Here is a 20,944-nt window from a genome sequence, read left to right as displayed (position 1 = left end):
TCCGCGACGGCGTCCAGCGGGCCTTCCGCCACGGCCCGGAACCGGCCGTCGGCTAGTCGCTCTTGGCGAGGGCGTCGACCGCGGCGGCGTTCGGGGCGTCGGTGAGGGAGCCGGGCAGGGGCCGTCCCGTGCCGCCCGGCTCCGGGTCGGCCACCAACTCGGCGAGGGCCTCGGACGGTCGGATGCCCCGTTCCTTGGCTTTGCGCAGCCGACTGCCCCAGGAGATGCCCGCGTTCACCCCTCGGGGTCCGGCGGCCTGCCGCGGCTCGTACGCGGCGGCGTCGTCCTCGTCGCCGGCCCACACGTACCCGAGGACCCCGCCGCCCTGCTTGTCGACCACCGTGAAGTACTGCACCGGCTTCTCGGTCCAGTCCCGATAGCGCGGCGGGCCGCCCGGGCTCTCCACGAACCTCAGGTCGTCGTCGAAGCGCGGGTTGATCGGTTGTTCACTGCTCATGAAGTCCACATTCCTTTACCTCTGCCTGATCCGCAACGAGGGTCCGCCGACGCCGCTCGCTACGGCCTGGGCAGGACCTCCCCGTAGACGTGCCACTTGCCCGCCTCGTCCATGAAGACGCGCGTCACCTTGTACTGGGTACCGCGGGCGAGGAGCAGCTCCCGTTCCCCGGGGTGCTTGGAGATCTTGTCCAGCCAGAGGGCGGGCGTCCCCTTCGGTACCCGCCAGTGCATGACGACCGGCTTCCACGCGAAGGCGGGCGGCACCGTCCTGCCGAGCGCCGACGAGGTGTACGCGCCGTCCCCGTAGGTGTTGCCCAGCATGTCGAGCGGCGACCTCAGCTTGAGGTGCTCGATCCCGGTACCGCGGACGATCATGATGTCCTCGGGCACGGGACGGGTGCCCATGACGCGGTCCATCTCGTCGATGGTGTGCAGCGTCTCGGGATACACATCGGGGTTCTCGCCCCGGAGGTGGCTGTTGATCTCCGTGTAGTCGTGACCGGTGTACGTGCGGAGCGCCTCTCTCCCGGAGGGGTCGAGGTTGTCCACGTAGTCGTTCCAGTACGCGTCGCCGTACGCCTGCCCCGCGTCGTCGCTGAGGCTGGCCGCGGGGTTCGTGCCCCGCTCCAGTTCCGCCGTGGCCACCGCGTGTTTCTCCGCGTCGGTGGCCAGTTCTTCGAAGTCGTCCCCCGACATGTGCGGCTCGTACTCGAACGGCTCCCCGGCCCCGCCGTGCCCCGCCGCATCCGCACCCGAGTGCCCCGGCGCGACCGGAGTGTCGGTGCCGTGGTGCGCGGCGGCGTCCACGGCGGCGTGGTCGACGCCCGCGTGGTCGCCGACGTGCGCCGCGTCGTCCGTGTGCCCGGTGCCGTCGTGCCCGTGACCCGGCCCGTCGTGCCCGGAGCCGTGGGACGCGTCGTCCGTGTGGCCGCCCGGGGTGTCGTGCCCCGTGCCGTGCGGCTCCGGCGGGTGGCCGCCGCCGCTCGGGAGGTCGTGCCCGGTGTGCGGGGTGCCCGTCGGCACGTCGTGCGGCGTGGCCGTCGGGGTGTGGTCGTACGACGTCGGTGTCCCGTCGAACGTTCCGCTCGGCGTGTGCGCGGCCGTACCGCTGGGCGTGTGCCCGGCCGTTCCGCCCGGCACATGGTCCGCGGCACCGCTCGGCAACGACGTGTCGTAGTGACCGCCCGTCGGCAACGAATCGCCCGCATGCGCCACGCCACCAGGCAGACCGTCACCGGCACGCACCCCGGAGAGCGCGGGCTCCTGGATGGTCCAGTGGGCCGGGAGCACCGGCTCGTGCGGGACCGGCGTCGTGTCGACGACACCGCCCGGGCCCACGAGATCGCCGTTCGGCTCCAGGAGGCGGCCGTCGGGGAGTTGCACCGAACCGTCGGGGAGTTTGGGGATCTCGATGTTGCCGATCCCCTTCAGGCCCTTCGCGATGTCACCGATCTTCGACAGGCCCGCGCCCGCGCCCTTGGCGACATACGTCATCGGGTCGATGAACTTGCCCGCCTTGCCCGCCACGGACAGCACCTTCGCGACCGCGCCCGCCTTCCCGGCACCAGCCGCCGCACCACCCGCACCGCCGGTGAACACGGTGGTCAGCACATTGAAGGTGACCGCACCCGCGGCCCGGCCCGGGTTCTTGCCCCACTCGTCCCACGCCACCAGCGCCTTGCCGGTCTCCTTCATCGCGGTACGCGAATCCCGCAGCCAGGAGGGCAGCTTGTCGTCCGGCAACGTCCAGAACAACGCGCTCGCACCCGGAATCGAGGAGATCGCCAGACCGGTCGCGAGCTGTGCGAGACCCTTCCAGGCCTGGCCCATCGCGTCCCAGCCGCCGAACCCGACCAGCGTGCCCAGACCCTTGATGGTGCCCCAGACGCCGTCCACGATCAGGCCGTCCCACACGAACGACTTGACCCAGTGCCCGACCTCCCAGACGTGATGTTTCTCCTCCATCGGGTCACCCCAGGGAAGCTTCGCGTTCTTCAGGTCGTCCGCGTTGAACCCGTACTGGTCCTTACGGTCCGAACCGTCCCCCGCCACCATCTGCGTCCCACCGAACAGCTTGGTGATCGCGTTGTGGCAGGTGCGCTCCGCAGCCCAGAACGCCGCGACGGTCGCCGTCACGTCATCCCGGATCTTGTTGTGCTCGTCGATCTTGTCCTCGTCGTACTCCCAGTCGTCGTCACCCTTGACCGAGCTGACGAACTTCGTCGCGTCCAGCTTCAGCTGCTCCAGCTTCTGGACCAGCGGACGCACCTCGGTCGAGTACGACGACAGGGCACCGGACACCTTCTCCAGATCGTCCGCGAACCCGTCCGCCCGGTCCGCCACCGGCTTCGTCGACGCGAACAACTGCTCCGCCTCCGGCGCCGTGTAATACGCCGACAACCCCTGGAACTGCGAGTGCACGTCCTTGCCGGTGGTCCGGATACTCCCGGCAACCGTCTTCAGACTGCCGTAGTCCTTCTCCAGCTGTTCCAGATTCCCCGTGTACTGCGGAATCGCCTCCGGCTTGATCACGACGTCTGCACCCCCGGCTTCATCGGATCAAGATCCGGCGCCGACAACGCCTTGCGCTGCGCCTCCGCGGCCATCTCCTGATCCCCGTTCAGATACGCCGTCGTCGCATCCACCGCACCCTGCAACGACTTGCCCGCCCGCGCCGCGATGAACTTCAGGTCAGTGGCCGCGTGTTCGGCGTACTGGGACAGGGCGAGAGCGACCAGACCGCCCGACGGCTTCTCGCCGCCCTGCTCGCCGCCGCCCTCCGCGGAGATCGTCCCGGCGTTCGTCGCCGCCGACGTCAGATGCTTCCCGTACGACTTCGCATGCGTCTCGATGTGCGACGCCGTCTCACCCGTCGTCTTCAGCACACCCTGAATACCCTGCGGCTTCAGATCCCAGCCGGTCATCCGCGTCGTCCTCCGCGTTCCCCGTTGCCCACGCCCGTGTCAGCCGTCGACTGTCGGCTCAGCCGATGTTGTCGACCGCCGCCTTCGCCTTCGAGATCGTCGACTGCGCCGTCCCGTCGTTCTTCTCCAGCGTCGTCTTCAACAGCTGGATAATGCTCTTCACCTCGGTCGACGCGCGATTCCACCGCAGTTCCTTGCCGTGGTACTCATCCGCCACACCATCAGCCGCGAAATCCGACATCGCCGCCTTCACCTGCCGGTCCCGCGCCGCGATGACCTCCTCCAACCGGCCGATCACCGCCTGGATATTGCCCTGCGCATCCGCCGACGCACCCGTGTCGTACGACCGACGATCCGAACCCGCACCAGCCATCACACACCACTCCCCGTCAAAAGAAGATCAACCACAGCCCGGCCCACCCAAGCTCAACGCCCGGAGAAACGCGCCCCGTCGAAGTTCGCCGCCTTCTCGTTCGTCCGCGCGTTCTCGCCCTGCTCCTGATCACCCGAACCGAACGCCGACTCCATCCCCGACTGACCGCCCAGAATCCCCGAGAGCGCCGAGTTCAAGCTCGCCGTGATCTCGTCCGACCGCCCCTTGAACGAATCGAACGCCACCCGGCCCGCACCGTTGAACTTCCCCTCCAACGGCTGCGCGGCCTGCACCAATTGGCGAATCAACGTCCCCAGATCGTCACTCGACCCACGCGAGTTACTGATCAACGTCGACAGAACCTGCGACCCCATGTCGAACTTCATCTGGACTCCCCCGTCCGGGCTGGCCGGCCAGGGAGCCGGCGGCTGGTTTTCGTCGTACCAGAAGTCATCTCTATCAACATGCGGATTGCCTGTGCAATCGACGATTACAGTCCTGCGACAAAGGCGACCGAGCTCTCACCTGGGGTGACGAGACAAACCCCAACCCTGCGCCGCAATGCCGACATTCAGGCGGGCGTCGCGCTATCGCTCCCTTGCCGGGCGGAGGGCGGCCCGGGCCGGGAGGGTGACGGCGGTCAGGCCGAGGAGGAGGACGGCGCCCGCGAACGAGCCGTACACGAGGGGCGGTATGTACGGGGACCGCCCGGTCAGGCCCCTCACCATCGGGACCAGGGTGGCCAGGGCGATCGCCGTGCCGAGGACGATGCCCGAGAGGGCGACCAGCAGGGCCTCCCAGCGGACCATGCGCAGCACCTGACGCCGGGTGGTGCCGATCAGGCGGAGCGTGCCGAGTTTGCTTCGGCGTCCGAGGACCGTCATCACCAGGGTGTTGACCGCGGCGACCGCCGCGAAGCCGCCGAGCACGGCCGCCATGACGGTGTTCGCCCAGGCGTTGAGCGCGCGGTCCAGGGACTCCGCGGTGGTGTAGTCGGCGCGGTCCAGGACCCTGCCCAGCGGAGCGAGTGCTCCCGCCCGGCCGCCCTTCGTCCAGATCTCCGTGTCCAGGGCGGAGGTCACATGGGTCGCCAGGTCGGCGCGCGGCAGCGTCACTTGGGACAGGCCGAGGCCGCGCCCGTACGTGGCCGCCAGTATCGGAGACGCCTTGGTGCCGTCGGGCAGCCGCAGGTGCACGCGGTCGCCGACCCGCACATGGGCGCTGTCCGCGAGCGAGGCGTCGAGCGCCACCCGGCCCGGTTTCAGGCTGAGCGCGCCGTGCTCGACGTCCAGGTCCTGGACCCGGGCCAGGTCCGCCGCCGAGCCCGTGACGCCCTGCGTGGTCGCCGACTCCAGCGAGCCCGCGGCCGGGATCAGTACCGCCGTTCTCAGCACGCCCACGGCGGTGGTGACACCGGGCGACGCGGCTGCCTCGTGGACGGCGGCCGGGGCGAGGCCCGCGTCCGACGTGACGATGTGGTCGGCGGTGATGCCGGCCCGCTGCTGGTCGCGTGTGGCCCGTTCCTCGCTGGTGTGCAGGAAGACGAGTACGGAGGAGAAGGCCATGGCGAGCACGATGGGGGTGAGGGCGGAGGCCAGCCGGCGGGCGTTGGTACGGGAGTTGGCGGCGGCCAGGACGGCGGGGGCGCCCGCGCCGCGCAACGGCAGTCCGAACAGGGCGGCGCAGACGCGCGCGACCAGCGGGCCGAGCAGGGCGACGGCCAGCATGAAGAGCATCACGATGCCGAGCGAGGCGTTGGCCGCGTCCTCGCCGTCGAGGGAGTCGGCGAGCCCCGCGCAGACGAAGCCGCCGACCGCCGCGGCGATGCCCAGCGGGGTGCGGATCCAGCCGGGCCTCAGCCGTTCCACGGAGGCCTCGCTGAGCGCACGGCCCGGCTTGATGCGGGAGGTGCGGTGGGCGGCCAGGTAGCCGGCGAGGAGTGCGGTGAGGAGTACGGCGCCGATCGCGGACAGCAGCGGGATGTACGACACGGACAGCCGCACCGCGTGCGGGACGGCGCCCTTGTCCTGGAGTTGGCCGAACCACCAGCGGGCCAGGGCGATTCCGGGCAGGCAGCCGACTGCTCCGGCGAGGGGGGCGACGAGCAGGGTCTCGGTGGCGATGCTGCGGCGCACCTGCCGAGGGGTGGTGCCGATGGCCCTCAACAGGGCGTACTCACGTGCGCGTTGGCCGACGGAGAGCGCCACGGTGCCGGCCGCCGTGAAGACGGCGACCAGGGTGGCGACACCGCCGAAGGAGCCGCCGAGCCCGACGAGCAGTTCCTTGGCCTGGGCGAGCGAGGCGTCCTCGACGGCACCCCGGTCGTCGCCGGTGTGGACCTGTGCGCGGTCACCGAGGGCCTTGGCCACCTGGGCTTCGAGAGCTGCGGCGGTCACGCCTTCCTTCGGCAGTACGGCGATGGCGTCGACGCGACCGGGGTGGCCCGAGACGCGTACGGCGTCGGTGTCGGCGAACCAGACGGTGGGGGTGGCCTGCTCGGCCGTCGTGCCGGACACCCGGAAGGTGCGGGGTCCGTCGGCGGTGGTGAGGGTCACCCGGCCGCCCACGGCGGCGCGCCCGGCGCCGGAGAGGACGACCTCGCCAGGGCCCGGCGCCCGTCCGGACATCGGCCTCTCGCCGGTGAAGGCGGTGGATCCCCAGCCGTGCGCGGTGCGGGCGGCGCCCTTCTCGTCGAGCACGGGGAAGGTCACGTCCGCGATCGCCGTACGCGCCCCCGGCACCGAACCGGCCCTGGCCACGAGGGAGTTGTCGATCCGGGCGGTGTCCGGGAGGGGCTGGGCCTCGTCGTCGCGGTCGTCGCCGTGGCCGGTGACGAGGTGGGCGCGCTGGTCGGCGGCGGCCACCACCGGGGCACCGGAATAGCGCTGCGGCGGCACCGAGGCGCGTAGTCCCGTCTCCAGGAGGATGCCGCAGGCCGACACGATCAGGGCGGCCATCGCGAGGGCGACGAACGTACCGGCGAACGCGGCGGGCTTGAAGCGGACGGCGGCGCGGGCCAGGCCGTTGGGCACGAACATCAGGCCGCCGCTCCCTCGAAGGACGGCGTGGTGAGAGCGGCCACCCGGGCGGCGATCCGCGGGGCGGTGGCGCGTTCCAGGTGGTCGACGATCGAGCCGTCGGCGAGGAAGAGGACGCGGTCGGCCCAGGCGGCGGCCGTCGGGTCGTGGGTGACCATGACGACCGTGGCGCCATGGACGTCGACGGCCTGGCGGAGCAGGCCCAGGATCTCGGCGGCGGTGGTGGTGTCGAGGGCGCCGGTCGGTTCGTCGGCGAAGACGACGTCGGGCCGGGTGACCAGGGCGCGGGCGATCGCGACCCGCTGCTGCTGCCCTCCGGAGAGCTGCCCCGGCCGGCGCCGCCCCTTGTCCTGGAGGCCTACCTGGGCGAGCACCTCGGCGGCGCGGCGGCGGTCGGGGCGGTGCCCGGCCAGCCGCAGGGGCAGCACGACGTTCTGCTCGACCGTCAGCGACGGCAGCAGGTTGAAGGCCTGGAAAACGAACCCGAGCCGCGAACGGCGCAGCGCCGTCAGCTTGTTCTCGCTCAGGCCGGTGATGTCGGTGCCGCCGAGGTGTACGGTCCCGCCGCTCGGCCGGTCGAGGCCCGCCGCGCACTGGAGGAACGTGGACTTGCCGGACCCCGAGGGCCCCATGACGGCCGTGAAACTCCCGCGCGCCAGGGCGAGATCAACACCGCGCAGGGCATGCACGGCGGAACCACCACGCCCATACCGCCGCCGCACACCCCGCAGCTCGACGGCCCAGTCGGCGCCGGAGACGGCCCGGCCGACGCTGGGGGCGGTCCTGTCGACGCCCGGGGCGGTCCTGTCGACGCCGGGGACGGCCCCGTAAGCGCCCGGGTCGGCCCCGTCAGCGCCGGAGGCGAGCGGTGTCCGGCCGGGGATCGGCCCGGGGATCCGTCCGGACGCCCGCTCGTCGATCTCGCGCCGCCTCTTGCGCAGGCCCATGACCTGGTCCGCCTTCCGTCCGTCCGTCGAGATGTCGAACGTACGGATTCGGGACCTCCGCGGACCATGGAGACCGCCGCCGGATCGGGGGTGGGGTTAACCCGAGCCCGCCCGCATGCGTGGTGCCGGTATCGGACCGGCCGGCCCCGCGGATGCCCTCCGCGCCCGCCCCGGTGCTGCTGCTCGCCGGCCGTCCGGCACGACACGGGACGTGGAGTGCGGGGGCCCGGCCCGGGACGCCTGCTCGCCCCCCCAGGGGGACCCTCAGCGCGCCGCCGCGGTCGGGCCGTCCCGGCAGACCAGCAGGAGCGCCCGGTCGTCGTTCACGTCCTTCGCCACCGCCTCGATCAGATGCCACGCCGCCCCGTGGAAACCGCCGGCGACATACCGGTCCGCCTCCCCCGTGAGCCGGTCGATGCCCTCCACGATGTCCCGCTCCGCCGTCTCCACCAGACCGTCCGTGAACAGCATCAGCACGTCACCGGGCCGCAGCGACCCCTTCACCGGATCGAACTGCGCGCCGTCGTAGACGCCGAGCAGCGGCCCCTCGGCGGCCTTCTCCTCCCACCGCCCGCTGCCCGCACTGAGCTGCAACCCCGGCGGATGCCCGGCCGAGAACAGCTCGTAGTCCCCGGAGTCCAGCTCCAGCACCAGATGGATCGACGTCGCGAAGCCCTCGTCCCAGTCCTGCCGCAGCAGATAGCCGTTCGCCGCCGGCAGGAACGCGTGCGGCGGCAGCGACCCCAGCAGCCCCCCGAACGCCCCGGACAGCAGCAGCGCCCGCGACCCCGCGTCCATGCCCTTGCCGGACACGTCCGTCAGGACGACCTCCAGCGTGCGGCCCCCGTTCGTGCGGGCCGCCACCACGAAGTCGCCCGAGAACGACTGCCCGCCGGCCGGCCGCAGCGCCATCTCCCGGTGCCACCCCAACGGCAGCTTGGGCAACTTGCTCTGCACCCGGATACGTTCCCGCAGGTCGAACAGCATCGTGCCGCCCCGCCGCCACGGCACGCCCACCCGGCTGCGGAACTGCGCGATCAGCAGGCCGAAGAAGCCGCAGGCGGCCACGACCAGCACCACACCCGGCGTGACCCGCGACGGCCCCTCCGTGTACGGGCCGAGCTTCACGGACTCGACGATCAGCGCGCTGGCGGCAGCGGCGTACAGCCCCAGCAGGCTCGACGGCCGCAGCAGCAGCCCGCCCGCCACGATCGGCAGCACCAGCGCGGCCGGCGAACACCACACGGAGTTCATCAGGGTCGTCGCCGCGATCAGCGGGATCGTCAGCAGCAGACCGGCCAGCGCGATCCAGTCCGAGCCGTCCCCGCGGAAGTAGTCGACAGCGGATCTGCGCACGCCGGTGCGAGCCCGGTGCCACTGCTTCTTCAACCGGGCCGTGAACGTCTCGGCTGCGGCGCGCCGCTCTCGTCCTGCTGCCATTGCTCGGGACCCTATCCATCGGACCAGCCCCTTGGCACGGGAGGTCCCACTTGTCCCCCGTCCGAGCGCTGAACTTCACAGAAAACCGGCAGGTCCGGCCCGCACGGCCGGGGCGAAATTCCCTCGCTCGCCCCGCATTGCCCTGGTAGGCATGCTCCATGACCACTGATGTGCGCGTGCTGCGGCAGGACGACTGGAATCTCTGGTACGACACCCTGATCCGTGCGTTCGGTGGGGTCGCGGAGGCGTCCGAGGAGCGTGAGCTGTGGCAGACGCTCACCGAATGCGACCGTTCCATCGGTGTGTGGGACGGCGACGCCTGTGTGGGCACCGCGGGAGCGTTCAGCTTCCGTGTCACGGTGCCGGGCGGCGCGTCGGTGCCCGCCGCGGGCATCACGATGGTGAGCGTCGCGGCCACGCACCGCCGCCGCGGGGTTCTGACGGCCATGATGCGCCGGCAGCTGGACGACATCCGGTCCTGGGGTGAGCCCCTCGCCGTACTCACCGCGTCCGAGCCGGCGATCTACGGCCGGTTCGGCTACGGCATCGGTACGCACCAGCTCACCGCCGACGTCGACACCAGCCGCGTACGGCTGTCCGTACCGCCCGGCACGGACGACGTACGACTGCGGTACGCCGTCCCCGCCGACGTACTCGACGTGTGCGAGGCGGTCTACGCACGGCTGGTGCCGGGGCGGCCGGGTATGCCGGCCCGGCGGCCGGGCTGGGACCGGCTGATGGTGCTCGACCCGGAGAGCCGACGGGACGGGGCGTCGCCGCTTCAGTGCGTGGTCGCGGAGCGCGACGGCGAGACCGTGGGGTACACACGGTTCCGGGTGAAGCCCGACTGGGAGCCGTCCGGGCCCAAGGGCACGGTCGTCCTCCAGGACCTGGAGGCGCTCGACCCGGCCGCCCACGCGGCGCTGTGGCGGTTCCTCTTCGACATCGATCTGACGTCGCACCTCAACGCGCGCAACCGGCCGCTCGACGAGGCGTGGCTGCACCTGGTGTCGGACATCCGCCGCTGCAATCTGCGGAAACGGGACTCGCTCCACGTACGGCTGGTCGACGTCGGCGCGGCGCTCGAAGCGCGCACGTATCAGGCGCCGGTGGACGTGGTGTTCGAGGTCGAGGACGCCTTCTGCCCCTGGAACGAGGGGCGTTGGCGGCTGACGGGCGACGGCAAGGGCGCGACCTGTGTGCGTACCCGTGACTCGGTCGATCTCGCCCTGTCCGTAAGGGACTTGGGGGCGGCCTATCTCGGCGGGGTGTCCCTCGTGTCGCTGGGCGCGGCCGGGCGGGTACGGGAGCTGCGACCGGGCGCGCTGACGGAGGCGACGTCGGCGTTCTCCTCGGCAATCGCACCATGGCTACCGCACGGCTTCTAGACCACCGGGGCGGCCGCCCGCGGTTCCAGACCTGAGTGACACCCGTCGGCCGACCGGGCCCCCGGCGGCCGACCGGCGTCGCCCCCGGCGCCAACCCTCGGCGGCAGCCCCCGGCGGCAGCCCGTGGTCACGCCTGTTGGCAGGTCGGGCACCAGAACAGGTTGCGGGCGGCGAGACCGGCGGTGCGGATCTCGCCGCCACAGATGTGGCAGGGCAGGTTGGCCCTGCGGTACACGTAGACCTCGCCGCCGTGATCGTCCACGCGCGGCGGGCGGCCCATGGCCTCGGGGGTGTGCTCGGGCCGGACGGTGTCGATGCGGTTGTTGCGGACGCCCTCGCGCATGAGCGCGACGAGGTCCGCCCAGATCGCGTCCCATTCGCGGCGGGTGAGCTCCCTGCCCGTGCGGTACGGGTCGATGCCGTGCCGGAAGAGAACCTCGGCGCGGTAGACGTTGCCGACGCCCGCGATGACCTTCTGGTCCATGAGCAGGGCGGCGACGCTCGTACGGCTGCGGGAGACACGGTCGTACGCGCGGGCCGGGTCGGCGTCGGGCCGCAGCGGGTCGGGGCCGAGGCGGTCGTGTATCGCGCGCTTCTCGCCGTCGGTGATCAGGGCGCAGGTCGTGGGGCCGCGCAGGTCGACGTACGACGTGTCGTTCGCGAGGCGCAGCCGGACGGTGTCCGTGGGGGGCGGGGCGGGTGCGTCGCCGAAGCCGACCTTGCCGAAGAGGCCGAGGTGGATGTGGATCCAGTCGGCCCGGCGGAAGCCGAGGAAGAGGTGCTTGCCGTGGGCGTCCGCCGTTTCGAGGACCGTGCCGTCCAGGAGGGCGGCGGCGTCGGCGAACTTGCCCTGCGGGCTGGTCACGCGTGCGGCCGCGCCGCCGAACCTGGCTTCGTAGTCGTCGGCCAGGCGGTGAATCGTGTGCCCCTCGGGCACGGACGCCTCCTGTTCGTACGGTCTGCCGTACGGCGGAGGAGAGTCTTCGTCCCCTCCGCCCTCACTCGATCACCGGACGGACCGAAGAATCAGCCCGGCCGGCGGTGAAAGGTGCGGCTACTGCTGCGGGTGGTGGGCCGGGATGGCCGGCAGGTCGCCCGTCGTCTCGTACGCCGACAGCATGTCGATGCGGCGGATGTGGCGGGCGTCACCGGAGAACGGCGTGTTCAGGAAGGTCTCGACGAACTTCGTCGCCTCCTCCTGCGTGTGCATGCGCGCACCCACCGCGACCACGTTCGCGTCGTTGTGCTGCCGGCCCAGCGACGCGGTCTCCTCGCTCCAGGCGAGCGCCGCGCGCACCCCCTTCACCTTGTTCGCCGCGATCTGCTCACCGTTGCCGGAGCCGCCGATCACGATGCCGAGGGCGTCGGGGTCCGCCGCCGCCCCCTCTGCGGCACGGAGGCAGAACGGCGGGTAGTCGTCCTGGGCGTCATAGATGTGGGGCCCGCAGTCGACGGGCTCATGGCCGGCCGCCTTGAGCCACTCGACGAGGTGGTTCTTCAGTTCGAAACCGGCATGATCAGAGCCGAGGTACACGCGCATGGTTCCGAGTGTGACACGGCCGTTTCGGATCGGCCGCCCCGGGTGCCCAGCAGGAAAAGTGTGAGCCTCACTACAAAACCTCAAGGAAACCTCAAGTAACGATCCGGATTCAAAGGTTCACGAATTCCTTTGCCTCGGATTCACTGGACCAGCTCGTACCACCGCTCGTGCGAGTGCCCCGTACACCGCTCGTACGGGAATCTGCTCAACGGCGCAAAGGAATTCCCTCCATGACCTCGCAGCCGACCCTGTCGAAGGCCGAAAACGGCCCGGACCGACCCGGAGAACCCGGCGGCGGCCTCCAGGCCGGACTCAAGAACCGTCACCTTTCGATGATCGCCATCGGTGGCGTCATCGGAGCCGGTCTCTTCGTGGGCTCCAGCACCGGCATCGCCACCGCGGGCCCAGGCATCCTTCTCTCGTACGCCCTCGTCGGCACGCTCGTCGTCCTCGTGATGCGCATGCTCGGCGAGATGTCCGCGGCCAACCCGACGTCCGGCTCCTTCTCCGCGCACGCCGACCGCGCGCTCGGCCGCTGGGCCGGGTTCTCGATCGGCTGGCTGTACTGGTTCTTCTGGGTGGTGGTGCTCGCCGTCGAGGCGACCGCCGGGGCCAAGATCCTCGAAGGGTGGATGCCCGGCGTACCGCAGTGGGGCTGGGCGCTCATCGTGATGGTGGTGCTCACCGCGACCAACCTGGTCTCCGTCGGTTCGTACGGCGAGTTCGAGTTCTGGTTCGCCGGGATCAAGGTCGTGGCGATCGGCGCGTTCATCGTCGTCGGCGGCCTCGCGATCTTCGGCGTGCTGCCGGGCGTCGACGCCCCGAAGGCCGGCCTCGGCAACCTGACCGACAGCGGCGGCTTCCTGCCCCACGGCCCCGGCGCGATCCTCACCGGTGTGCTCCTGGTCGTCTTCTCCTTCATGGGCAGCGAGATCGCCACGCTGGCGGCCGGTGAGTCCGAGGACCCGCAGCGCGCGGTCACCAAGTCGACGAACAGCATCATCTGGCGCATCGGCGTCTTCTACCTGGGCTCGATCCTGGTCGTCGTGTCGCTGCTCCCGTGGAACGACCCGTCGATCAAGGACAAGGGCTCGTACGTCGCCGCCCTCGACTCCCTCGGCATCGCGCACGCCGGTCAGATCATGAACTTCATCGTGCTGACGTCGGTGCTGTCCTGCCTCAACTCCGGGCTCTACACCGCCTCCCGCATGGCGTTCTCGCTCGGCCAGCGCGGGGACGCGCCGAAGGCGTTCGCGCGGACCACGTCCCGCGGTGTGCCGCTGGCCGCGATCGTCGTGTCCGTCGTCTTCGGCTTCGTCGCCGTCTTCTTCAACTACAAGTTCCCGGACTCGGTCTTCCTCTTCCTGGTCAACTCCTCCGGTGCGGTCGCCCTGTTCGTCTGGCTGGTGATCTGCTTCTCGCAGCTGCGGATGCGCAAGATCATCCAGCGGGAGTCGCCGGAGAAGCTCGTCGTGAAGATGTGGCTGTACCCGTACCTGACCTGGGCGACGGCCGCGCTGATCGTGTTCGTGCTCGGTTACATGCTGACGGACACGGAGCACGACGGGCGCGAGACGGTGCTGCTGTCGCTGCTCGTGGCCGCGGTGGTGCTGGTGATCGCCGTGGTGAAGCAGAAGCTGGACGGTTCCCGGGCGGTGGCTGCCGCGGGTGCCGACGAGCCGGCTGTGGCCGAGGCCGTGGCCGACGCGCACTGAGCGGTAGTACATAGAGGTACGTAGAGAAGGGGAGCCCGGCGGCACACGCCGCCGGGCTCCCCTTCTCTTTCTCACGGCTTCTTTCTCACAGTGGCGTGAAGCTCTTCTTGACCCGTTCGTAGGCCGGGACCGCGCTGCCCTCGATGTCCGGGTGGTACCAGGTGCTGAGCTCGTAGGACGTGCCGCGGCTGCGGAAGCCGAGCAGCCTTACGTGCCAGTACTGCCCCTTGGCCGTGACGTTGTACTCCCAGACCACTGCGGGCGCGCCGCGGAACGTGGTCCGCTCCAGGCGGATCCGCCGGTAGTTCAGGCCCTTCTCGCGGTCCTCCTCCGCGACCTGCCACTGCTTCAGCAGGTCGCCCCGGGCCGGGGTCGCGTTCGCCAGGATCTCCTGCTGGGCGTCGGGCGAGGTGTAGTGCACCTCGGTGCCGCTCTGCACCACTCGTTTCCAGCCCTTGGGCGGAACCCACGCGTACATCCCGGCCTCGGTGCGTGACCCCGGCGGCAAGCTCGGCGGGCGTGAGGTGCCGTCGACCGTGGGCGACCGCGAGGGCCCGCCGGACGAGGCGGACGGCGCCGACGACGTGGCGGAGGACGCGTCGCGGTCGTGGCCGGGCGATCCGCCGGTCGCGGCGATGACGACGACGGCTACGGCACCGGCCGCGACGACACCTCCGGCTGCCGCCAGCCCCATACGGCGCCGGTGACGCGGCGGCCTGGGCGCGGACGGCAGGGCCGGGCCGGGGAGTTCACCGGGCGACATCGGGGACGACGTCGGGGCGGCGCCGGGCCACCCGGGCAGTCGGCTCGCGGTGACCGCGTTGGCCAGTGCGGCGTGACTTCCCGTACCGGGAGCGGCACCGCCGCGGGACGGGCGCTCCCCGGCCCCCGCCCGCTCCGGAACTCCCGAGGCAAGCGGCTCGGCACGGCCTGCGGAGGGAGCCTCGGTGGAGGCGTTGCCCACGGCGGGGGACGCGGTGGGGGACGCGGTGGGGGACGCGGTGGGGGACGCGGTGGGGGGTACGAGGGGGGCTTCGGGGTGGTGGGGTTGTGCGGGGAACGGGAGCGGCGTGGGGAGAGCGGGGGCGGGGGCCGGGGAGTGGCTGGGCTGGGTGACTGCCGTATGGCCGGGTCCGACGGCGGGCGTCTCCCTCGTCGGCGGGGCCTCCGGTGGGACGGCCCGGGTGGGCCGCCCCGGTATGGCGTCCTGGACGGGCTCGGACCACCGCGGATCGGCATCCGGCCGCGTCTCCTCCGGGGCCGTCCGGGCCGCGCGGATCAGGGCCGTGTCCAGGAGCGCGCGCGTCGGGGATTCCAGCCGCCGGCCTCCGGAGCCGGCGTCCGGTCCGCCCTGCTCGGGCTCGCCCTCCTCCCCCGGCTGCCGCACTCCCCGCGGCACCGCCCCGACTTCCGACTCCGCGCCCGCCCCGGCTCCCGATTCGGCTCCCGGCCCAACCCGCAACTCAGGTCCCGACCCGGCGCCCGGCTCACCCCCCGATCCGGCGCCCAGCCCAGCCCCCCGCTCCCCGACCGCTCCCTCCCCTCTATCCCCTCCATTCCCTCCATCCCCAGAACCCGACCCGGCCACCTCGACACCCGCCGCCTCGACACCCGCCCCGGCGGCACCCGCCCCGGCATCACCCGCCCCGGCGACACTCGTCCCCGTGGCCACCAGCGCCTCCAGTGCCGCCGCCACCTCCTCGAGGCCGGGCCGGACCGAAGGCTCCTTTTCCAGCAGCGCGGCCAGGATCTGCCGTAACCCTCCCGCCTCCGTGGGCAGTTCGGGCTCCTCGTACAGCACCGCGTGCAGCGTCGCCAGGGTCGTCGAGCGCGAGAACGGGGAGTGGCCGCCGAGCGCCGCGCACAGCGTCGCCCCGAGGGACCACACGTCGGACGGCGGGCCCTGCGGACGGCCGGACACCCGCTCCGGGGCCATGTAGTCGGGCGAACCGACCAGCATGCCGACCATCGTGAGCGCCTTGGCGTCCTGGATCGCGGCGATGCCGAAGTCGGTGAGGACGACCCGGTGCCCCAGGTTCTCGACCAGGACGTTCCCCGGCTTGATGTCCCGGTGCAGCACACCCCCCGCGTGCACCTGCCGCAGCGCCGCCACCAGTTCGCGTCCGATGCGTGCCGTCTCCCCCGGCCCGAGCGGTCCGTCCTCCACCACGATCCGCTCCAGCGAGCGGCCGTCGACGAGCTCCATGACGATCCACAGCCGGTCGCTCTCGTCCACCACGTCGTAGACGCGCACGACATTCGGATGGCTGATCCGAGCCGTGGCCCTGGCCTCGCGCAGCGTGCGTTCGCGGCGGGTGCGCGTGTCCTCTGCGTCGAGTCCGTCTATCCGCATTTCCTTGACGGCCACCTGACGGTCCAGCATTTCGTCGGTGGCACGCCACACCCGCCCCATTCCCCCCTGCCCGATGCTCTCGACCAGCCGATACCGACCCGTCACCAATAACCCCGGAACACCGCCACCCGAATTACCCGGCAATCCCCTGCACCCCCTCCACGCCCACCTCGGCGCGCACCCCGACGCACTTCCCCACACACGCCCCAGCAGAAACACAATGGTCACACTTCAGGCAGTACCAGCATAGTGCGGAGAAATCTTGTGGTACCTCTTCAAGTACTGCGAATTCAGGCGCAGCCAAGGGGGACGAACATGGGTTCTCGTCACATGACGGCCATCACGGGATCGCTGCTCACTGCATCTTTCTCGGCAGTGATGATCTTCGCGTGCACCGCCACCGCGGATGACCAGGGACCGGCGAGCGGCAAAGGGGGAAAGCCCGTCGACGAGGCACCGGCGGGTGTAAAGCTGACCACGCTGCTGCCCTCGAAGATCTCGGTCGACAACAGTTCGCACAAAACGGCGATTACGGCCACGGTAAAGAACGGGGGAACCAAGGACAGCGGAAAGATCAGGCTTTTGGTAGCCGGTTTTGACGGTCTCGTGGTCAAGAACGTCAAGGGCTGCACGGCAATTGCCAAAGCGGATCTTCCGCCGGGTTCGAACAGCGCATTCAGCTGCGCCATCGACAACCTCGCGGCCGGCAAGTCGACGTCGTACGCCGTCGACGCGACGTTCGACACCGGCAAGACCGGGAAGATCTGTCTTCCGGTCCAGACGAGCGACGGGAAGAAGACCTACTGGCAGCAGGGCCCGGTGCCGTTCGGTACGACGAACCCGTCACCGAACGCCCCGGCCACCCCGCTGCTGCTCGGCACCGACAACAAGCCGGTCGCCCCCGGCGGTGACCGACTGGCCGACACCGGCGTCACGGAGGACGTCCTGCCACTGGCCGCGGCGGGCGTGACGCTGGTGGCGGCGGGCGCGGCGGGCCTGTGGTGGACCCGTCGCCGGCCCGAGCCACAGCCCTGACCCACCCGAGGGGCTGGGGCGCCGAGCCGAGCGCCCCAGCCCTCCTCTTCGACTCAAAAGGCTGACGGTGAGTGTCAGGTTATGTGGCCACGATGCGCTCATGGACTCGAACACCGCAGACACCACCGAACCTCTCGCCCTCCGGCCCGCGGACCCCGGCTTCGAGGAGGAACTCGCCGGTTTCCAGACCGGATTCACCCAGCGTCCCACCGTGGTCTTCGCCGCCGCCTCGGCCGCCGACGTGGCCGCCGCCGTGGCGTACGCGGCGGCCGAGGACCTGCCGGTCGGCGTCCAGGCCACCGGACACGGCCTGCCGGGCGGCGCCGAGGGCGGCGTACTCATCACGACGAAGCGCATGGACCGGGTGAGCGTCGACCCCGTGTCCCGCACCGCCCGCGTCCAGGCGGGCGTCCGCTGGGGCCAGGTCGTGGCGGCCGCCCAGCCCTACGGGCTCGCCCCGCTCAACGGCTCCGCGCCGGGCGTCGGCGCCGTGTCGTACACGCTGGGCGGCGGACTCGGCATCCTGGCGCGGGAGTTCGGGTACGCGGCCGACCATGTGCGCGCGCTGGACGTCGTCACCGCGGACGGGCAACTGCGCCAGGTGACCCGGGAGTCGGATCCCGGCCTGTACTGGGCCCTGCTCGGCGGCGGCCACAACTTCGGCGTCGTCACCGAGCTGGAGATCGGCCTCGTCCCGGTGGCCAGGCTGTACGGCGGCTCGCTCGCCTTCGACGGGCGCGAGGTGGACCCGGCGGCCGTGCTGCGCGCGTACGAGCGCTGGACGCGGACCGTGCCCGACGGGCTGACCTCGTCCTTCGCCGCCGTCCCCTACCCGGACCTGCCGGGGCTGCCGCCGCACCTGCGCGGCCGGCACGTTCTCTCCGTACGCGTCGCGTACACCGGCAGCGACGGCGAGCGGCTCGTCGCCCCGCTGCGGGAGACCGGCCCGGTGCTCGCGGACTCCCTCCGGGTGATGCCGTACGCCGAGAGCCACACCATCCACAGCGACCCGGACTTCCCGCACACGTACTACGGGGACAGCGCGGTGCTGAGCGAGCTGGACGTCGAGGCGGCGGCCTCGGTGCCGGCCCTGGCCGCAGCGGACGCCCCCGTGATGAGCGTCGTACAGATCAACCATCTGGGCGGGGCGCTGGCGCGCCGGGCACCGAACTCCGTACCGCACCGCGACGGGCGTTTCCTGGTGCGGCTGCTCGCCATGGCCGACCGGGACACGGCCCGCGAACTCCTCGACCCGGCCCTTGCCCGGCTCGCGCCGTGGACGATCGGGCGGGCGCTGAACTTCGCCTTCGGGGCCGGGGACCGTACGGAAGGCCTGTACGACCCCGAAACGCGGAAGAGGCTCGCCGGGTTGAAGTCGGAACACGACCCGGCGAACCTCTTCCGCAGGAACTACAACCTCACCGGTTGAGGAACTTCCAGGCGGTGGGCAGCACGCCCATCGCCAGCGCGGCCTTGAGCGCGTCGCCGATCAGGAACGGGGTCAGACCGGCCGCGATCGCGGCGGTCAGGGACATCCCGGTGGCGAAGGCCAGGTACGGGACGCCGATCGCGTAGATGATCGCCTCGCCGAGCAGCATCGCGCCCGCCGTGCGCAGCACGGAGCGGTCGGCGCCGCGGCGGGCCAGCGCGCCCACGACGGTGGCGGCCAGGAGCATGCCGAGGATGTAGCCGAAGGACGGGGCCGCGGCGCCGGAGCCGCCGCCGGCGAACCACGGCACACCGGCCATGCCGACCAGCGCGTACACGGCGAGCGAGAGGAAACCGCGGCCGGCGCCGAGCGCGGTGCCGACGAGGAGGGCGGCGAAGGTCTGGCCGGTCACCGGCACCGGAGAGCCGGGCACGGGCAGCGAGATCTGCGCGGCGAGCCCGGTGAGCGCGGCGCCACCCAGGACGAGCGCGGCATCGCGGACGCGGGAGGCAGGCAGCAGATCGGCGAGAACCTGGCCGGAACGGGGGGCGCTGGCGACAGCCGTGCTCATGGGGACTCCGCGGGTGTGGGCACTGAAGGACACGGTGACGCTATCCCAGGGGTCCGCGGCCGATCACCGTCAGCCGTCCACAAAGCGGAGATCGCACTCTTGGTGGGCTTCACACAAAGGATGCGACATACACCTGCGACGAGGTGACGCCGGTCACTGAGGTGGATCGATTCTCCGCACGTCGGCGACCGGGGCGGGGACTGTAGGGTCCCACCAAACCGGGCGGGCCCCCTGGCCGGATCCGCCAGGCAGGGCCTACTCTTCGAGCCATGGTCCCCCAGGCAGAGAACTTCGCGTCGCGTCGCTATGTCGACCTGCGACGCCAGGGCACGGCCACCTGTCGCCGCTGAGGCGGGGCGGAGACCACCAGGAAACGGATCCGGCTCGCTGACCGAAACAGCGCAGTGTCGGACCGGCTCCCGAGGAAGATCTCCATGCCCCGTACCGCGGCACCCACTCTCCTGCCCCCTCAGCCCCCTCAGCCCCCTCAGCCCCCTACGACCGTTCTGCGGGCCGCCGACAGCGCGCGCCGCAGGACCAGCGCCAGCGCGGTCCTGCGGTCCGTGCTCGAGCACGGGCCGGTCGCCCGCAGCACCGTCGCCCGGCTGACCGGGCTCTCCCCCGCGTCGGTGACCGACTACTGCGCCCGGTTCGCCGAACTCGGCCTGCTCCATGAGGCGTCCGTGCCCCGGCGGTCGGGCGGGGTCGGGCGTCCGCACGTCCCCGTCGACCTGGACGACTCGCGGTTCGTCGTCGGCGGGGTGCATGTGGCGGTGCCGTACACCACGGTCGCGCTGCTCGATCTGCGCGGCCGGGTGGTGGCCGAGCGCCGTCTGAAACACGACCGGACCGAGCCCTCCCTGGTGCTGGCGCGGGCCGCCGACGGCCTGGCCGCGCTGCTCTCGGCGGCGGCCGACCGTACGCCGCTGGGTGTCGGCGTGGCGGCCGGGGGCTGGGTGGACCGGGACTCCGGGACCATCGTGGAGCACCCGCTGCTGGGCTGGCGCGACATCCCCGTCCGGGACGTGCTCGGCGCGCACACCGGCCTGCCGGTCCAGGTGGACGGGCACGCGCGGGCCCTGGTCGGCGCGGAGCGGCTGTTCGGGCGGGCCCGCGGCAGCCGGAGCCTGCTGCACCTGTTCGTCGGCAATGTGGTGGACGCCGCCTTCGCCACCAACGACGAGGTGCACCACGGTCCCCGTTCCCAGGCCGGCGCGATCGCCCATCTGCCGTTGCGGGGCGGTGCGGAGACGTGCGACTGCGGGCGTGTCGGCTGCCTCCAGGTCGAGCTGAGCGAGCGGGCGCTGTGCCGGCGGGCGCGCGCGGCGGGCCTGGCTGTCGGCGTGAACCCGGTGCGTGTGGTCGAGGCGGCGGCGGGCGGCGACCCGGTGGCCGTACGGCTGCTGGTGGAGCGGGCCCGGATGATCGGGCGGGCGGCGGGGCTGCTGCTCGACATTCTCAATCCGGACACCGTCGTGGTCACCGAGATCGGGATCATCCACCGGGAGGACTGCCTGGCGGCGCTGCGCGAGGCGGTCGGTCCGCAGCGGGCGGCGGCGGTCGTGCCGACCAGTTTTCCGGATTCGGTGCTCGCGGTGGCGGGCGGTTCGGTGGCTCTCGACGTGCTGTACCGAGATCCGCTGGGCGTGTCACCGGGGGCGACTTAATTCAGAAACTCGGAATGTTGACAGGCATTGCACCAGGCCAGGAGCATCGTATTCATGAGCCCGCT

General features: G+C 71.6%; 17 protein-coding genes. 5 read left to right on the top strand and 12 right to left on the bottom strand.

Annotated elements, in window-relative coordinates; translation table 11 throughout:
* Positions 1–52: 52 nt before the first annotated feature.
* The 8 genes from SAVERM_RS28060 to SAVERM_RS28025 form a co-directional block, all read right to left on the bottom strand.
* A complete protein-coding gene (locus SAVERM_RS28060) occupies positions 53–457 on the bottom strand; it encodes a hypothetical protein (protein ID WP_037645677.1) in 405 nt (134 codons plus the stop codon).
* A gap of 59 nt (positions 458–516) precedes the next feature.
* Positions 517–2,991, bottom strand: a complete 2,475-nt coding sequence (locus SAVERM_RS28055) for an ADP-ribosyltransferase (protein ID WP_010986837.1) — start codon at positions 2,989–2,991, stop codon at positions 517–519.
* Positions 2,988–3,383: a DUF6507 family protein gene (locus tag SAVERM_RS28050; RefSeq protein WP_010986836.1), complete on the bottom strand. Its 396-nt coding sequence runs from the start codon at positions 3,381–3,383 to the stop codon at positions 2,988–2,990. The genes SAVERM_RS28055 and SAVERM_RS28050 overlap by 4 nt, the downstream gene beginning before the upstream one ends.
* 58 nt (positions 3,384–3,441) lie before the next feature.
* Positions 3,442–3,756, bottom strand: a complete 315-nt coding sequence (locus tag SAVERM_RS28045; protein WP_010986835.1) for a pore-forming ESAT-6 family protein — start codon at positions 3,754–3,756, stop codon at positions 3,442–3,444.
* A gap of 53 nt (positions 3,757–3,809) precedes the next feature.
* The gene (locus SAVERM_RS28040) at positions 3,810–4,142 is read right to left on the bottom strand and encodes a hypothetical protein (RefSeq protein WP_010985526.1); all 333 of its coding nucleotides are present in this window, start codon (positions 4,140–4,142) and stop codon (positions 3,810–3,812) included.
* A gap of 201 nt (positions 4,143–4,343) precedes the next feature.
* On the bottom strand, positions 4,344–6,794 hold the full coding sequence (locus SAVERM_RS28035) for an ABC transporter permease (RefSeq protein WP_037651485.1): 2,451 nt from the start codon (positions 6,792–6,794) through the stop codon (positions 4,344–4,346).
* Entirely contained in the window at positions 6,794–7,741 is a 948-nt protein-coding gene (locus tag SAVERM_RS28030; protein ID WP_010986833.1) for an ABC transporter ATP-binding protein, read from the bottom strand. Before SAVERM_RS28030 ends, SAVERM_RS28035 begins: the two co-directional genes overlap by 1 nt.
* Positions 7,742–8,005: 264 nt before the next feature.
* Positions 8,006–9,181, bottom strand: coding sequence for a PP2C family protein-serine/threonine phosphatase (locus tag SAVERM_RS28025; RefSeq protein WP_010986832.1), 1,176 nt, complete (start codon positions 9,179–9,181; stop codon positions 8,006–8,008).
* A gap of 158 nt (positions 9,182–9,339) precedes the next feature.
* On the opposite strand from SAVERM_RS28025, the gene SAVERM_RS28020 reads away from it, so the two are divergent.
* Positions 9,340–10,569 (top strand): GNAT family N-acetyltransferase, encoded by a 1,230-nt coding sequence (locus tag SAVERM_RS28020; protein WP_010986831.1) that lies wholly within the window; start codon positions 9,340–9,342, stop codon positions 10,567–10,569.
* Positions 10,570–10,696: 127 nt separating this feature from the next.
* Here SAVERM_RS28020 and SAVERM_RS28015 read toward each other — a convergent pair whose 3' ends face one another.
* Both SAVERM_RS28015 and SAVERM_RS28010 read right to left on the bottom strand, forming a co-directional pair.
* On the bottom strand, positions 10,697–11,506 hold the full coding sequence (locus SAVERM_RS28015) for an Fpg/Nei family DNA glycosylase (protein ID WP_010986830.1): 810 nt from the start codon (positions 11,504–11,506) through the stop codon (positions 10,697–10,699).
* 117 nt (positions 11,507–11,623) lie between these two features.
* Positions 11,624–12,109, bottom strand: coding sequence for a ribose-5-phosphate isomerase (locus SAVERM_RS28010; protein ID WP_037651483.1), 486 nt, complete (start codon positions 12,107–12,109; stop codon positions 11,624–11,626).
* A gap of 230 nt (positions 12,110–12,339) precedes the next feature.
* On the opposite strand from SAVERM_RS28010, the gene SAVERM_RS28005 reads away from it, so the two are divergent.
* Positions 12,340–13,824, top strand: a complete 1,485-nt coding sequence (locus SAVERM_RS28005; protein WP_010986828.1) for an amino acid permease — start codon at positions 12,340–12,342, stop codon at positions 13,822–13,824.
* Positions 13,825–13,909: 85 nt separating this feature from the next.
* Here the strand turns inward: SAVERM_RS28005 and SAVERM_RS44960 are convergent, their stop codons facing one another.
* Positions 13,910–16,237: a serine/threonine-protein kinase gene (locus SAVERM_RS44960; RefSeq protein WP_037651481.1), complete on the bottom strand. Its 2,328-nt coding sequence runs from the start codon at positions 16,235–16,237 to the stop codon at positions 13,910–13,912.
* Positions 16,238–16,507: 270 nt separating this feature from the next.
* Here SAVERM_RS44960 and SAVERM_RS27995 point away from each other — a divergent pair, with 270 nt between their 5' ends.
* The gene (locus tag SAVERM_RS27995) at positions 16,508–17,212 is read left to right on the top strand and encodes a hypothetical protein (RefSeq protein ID WP_107083007.1); all 705 of its coding nucleotides are present in this window, start codon (positions 16,508–16,510) and stop codon (positions 17,210–17,212) included.
* Positions 17,213–17,312: 100 nt separating this feature from the next.
* A complete protein-coding gene (locus SAVERM_RS27990) occupies positions 17,313–18,641 on the top strand; it encodes an FAD-binding oxidoreductase (protein ID WP_037651476.1) in 1,329 nt (442 codons plus the stop codon).
* Here SAVERM_RS27990 and SAVERM_RS27985 read toward each other — a convergent pair.
* Positions 18,631–19,212, bottom strand: coding sequence for a biotin transporter BioY (locus SAVERM_RS27985; protein WP_010986824.1), 582 nt, complete (start codon positions 19,210–19,212; stop codon positions 18,631–18,633). The genes SAVERM_RS27990 and SAVERM_RS27985 overlap by 11 nt on opposite strands.
* 434 nt (positions 19,213–19,646) lie before the next feature.
* Here SAVERM_RS27985 and SAVERM_RS27980 point away from each other — a divergent pair, with 434 nt between their 5' ends.
* Entirely contained in the window at positions 19,647–20,879 is a 1,233-nt protein-coding gene (locus SAVERM_RS27980; protein WP_010986823.1) for an ROK family transcriptional regulator, read from the top strand.
* Positions 20,880–20,944: the final 65 nt, after the last annotated feature.

It is taken from the genome of Streptomyces avermitilis MA-4680 = NBRC 14893, assembly GCF_000009765.2.
GTDB classification, from domain to species: domain Bacteria; phylum Actinomycetota; class Actinomycetes; order Streptomycetales; family Streptomycetaceae; genus Streptomyces; species Streptomyces avermitilis.
The sequence above is the reverse complement of the archived record's forward strand: the minus strand, read 5'-3'. Positions and strand labels throughout refer to the sequence as shown.

Bases quoted from the DNA above. Each gene is read 5' to 3' on its own strand.
- SAVERM_RS28060 (WP_037645677.1), bottom strand. From the start codon at position 457: ATGAGCAGTGAACAACCGATCAACCCGCGCTTCGACGACGACCTGAGG.
- SAVERM_RS28050 (WP_010986836.1), bottom strand. From the start codon at position 3,383: ATGACCGGCTGGGATCTGAAGCCGCAGGGTATTCAGGGTGTGCTGAAG.
- SAVERM_RS28045 (WP_010986835.1), bottom strand. From the start codon at position 3,756: ATGGCTGGTGCGGGTTCGGATCGTCGGTCGTACGACACGGGTGCGTCG.
- SAVERM_RS28040 (WP_010985526.1), bottom strand. From the start codon at position 4,142: ATGAAGTTCGACATGGGGTCGCAGGTTCTGTCGACGTTGATCAGTAAC.
- SAVERM_RS28035 (WP_037651485.1), bottom strand. From the start codon at position 6,794: ATGTTCGTGCCCAACGGCCTGGCCCGCGCCGCCGTCCGCTTCAAGCCC.
- SAVERM_RS28030 (WP_010986833.1), bottom strand. From the start codon at position 7,741: ATGGGCCTGCGCAAGAGGCGGCGCGAGATCGACGAGCGGGCGTCCGGA.
- SAVERM_RS28025 (WP_010986832.1), bottom strand. From the start codon at position 9,181: ATGGCAGCAGGACGAGAGCGGCGCGCCGCAGCCGAGACGTTCACGGCC.
- SAVERM_RS28020 (WP_010986831.1), top strand. From the start codon at position 9,340: ATGACCACTGATGTGCGCGTGCTGCGGCAGGACGACTGGAATCTCTGG.
- SAVERM_RS28010 (WP_037651483.1), bottom strand. From the start codon at position 12,109: ATGCGCGTGTACCTCGGCTCTGATCATGCCGGTTTCGAACTGAAGAAC.
- SAVERM_RS28005 (WP_010986828.1), top strand. From the start codon at position 12,340: ATGACCTCGCAGCCGACCCTGTCGAAGGCCGAAAACGGCCCGGACCGA.
- SAVERM_RS44960 (WP_037651481.1), bottom strand. From the start codon at position 16,237: ATGGGGCGGGTGTGGCGTGCCACCGACGAAATGCTGGACCGTCAGGTG.
- SAVERM_RS27995 (WP_107083007.1), top strand. From the start codon at position 16,508: ATGACGGCCATCACGGGATCGCTGCTCACTGCATCTTTCTCGGCAGTG.
- SAVERM_RS27990 (WP_037651476.1), top strand. From the start codon at position 17,313: ATGGACTCGAACACCGCAGACACCACCGAACCTCTCGCCCTCCGGCCC.
- SAVERM_RS27985 (WP_010986824.1), bottom strand. From the start codon at position 19,212: ATGAGCACGGCTGTCGCCAGCGCCCCCCGTTCCGGCCAGGTTCTCGCC.
- SAVERM_RS27980 (WP_010986823.1), top strand. From the start codon at position 19,647: ATGCCCCGTACCGCGGCACCCACTCTCCTGCCCCCTCAGCCCCCTCAG.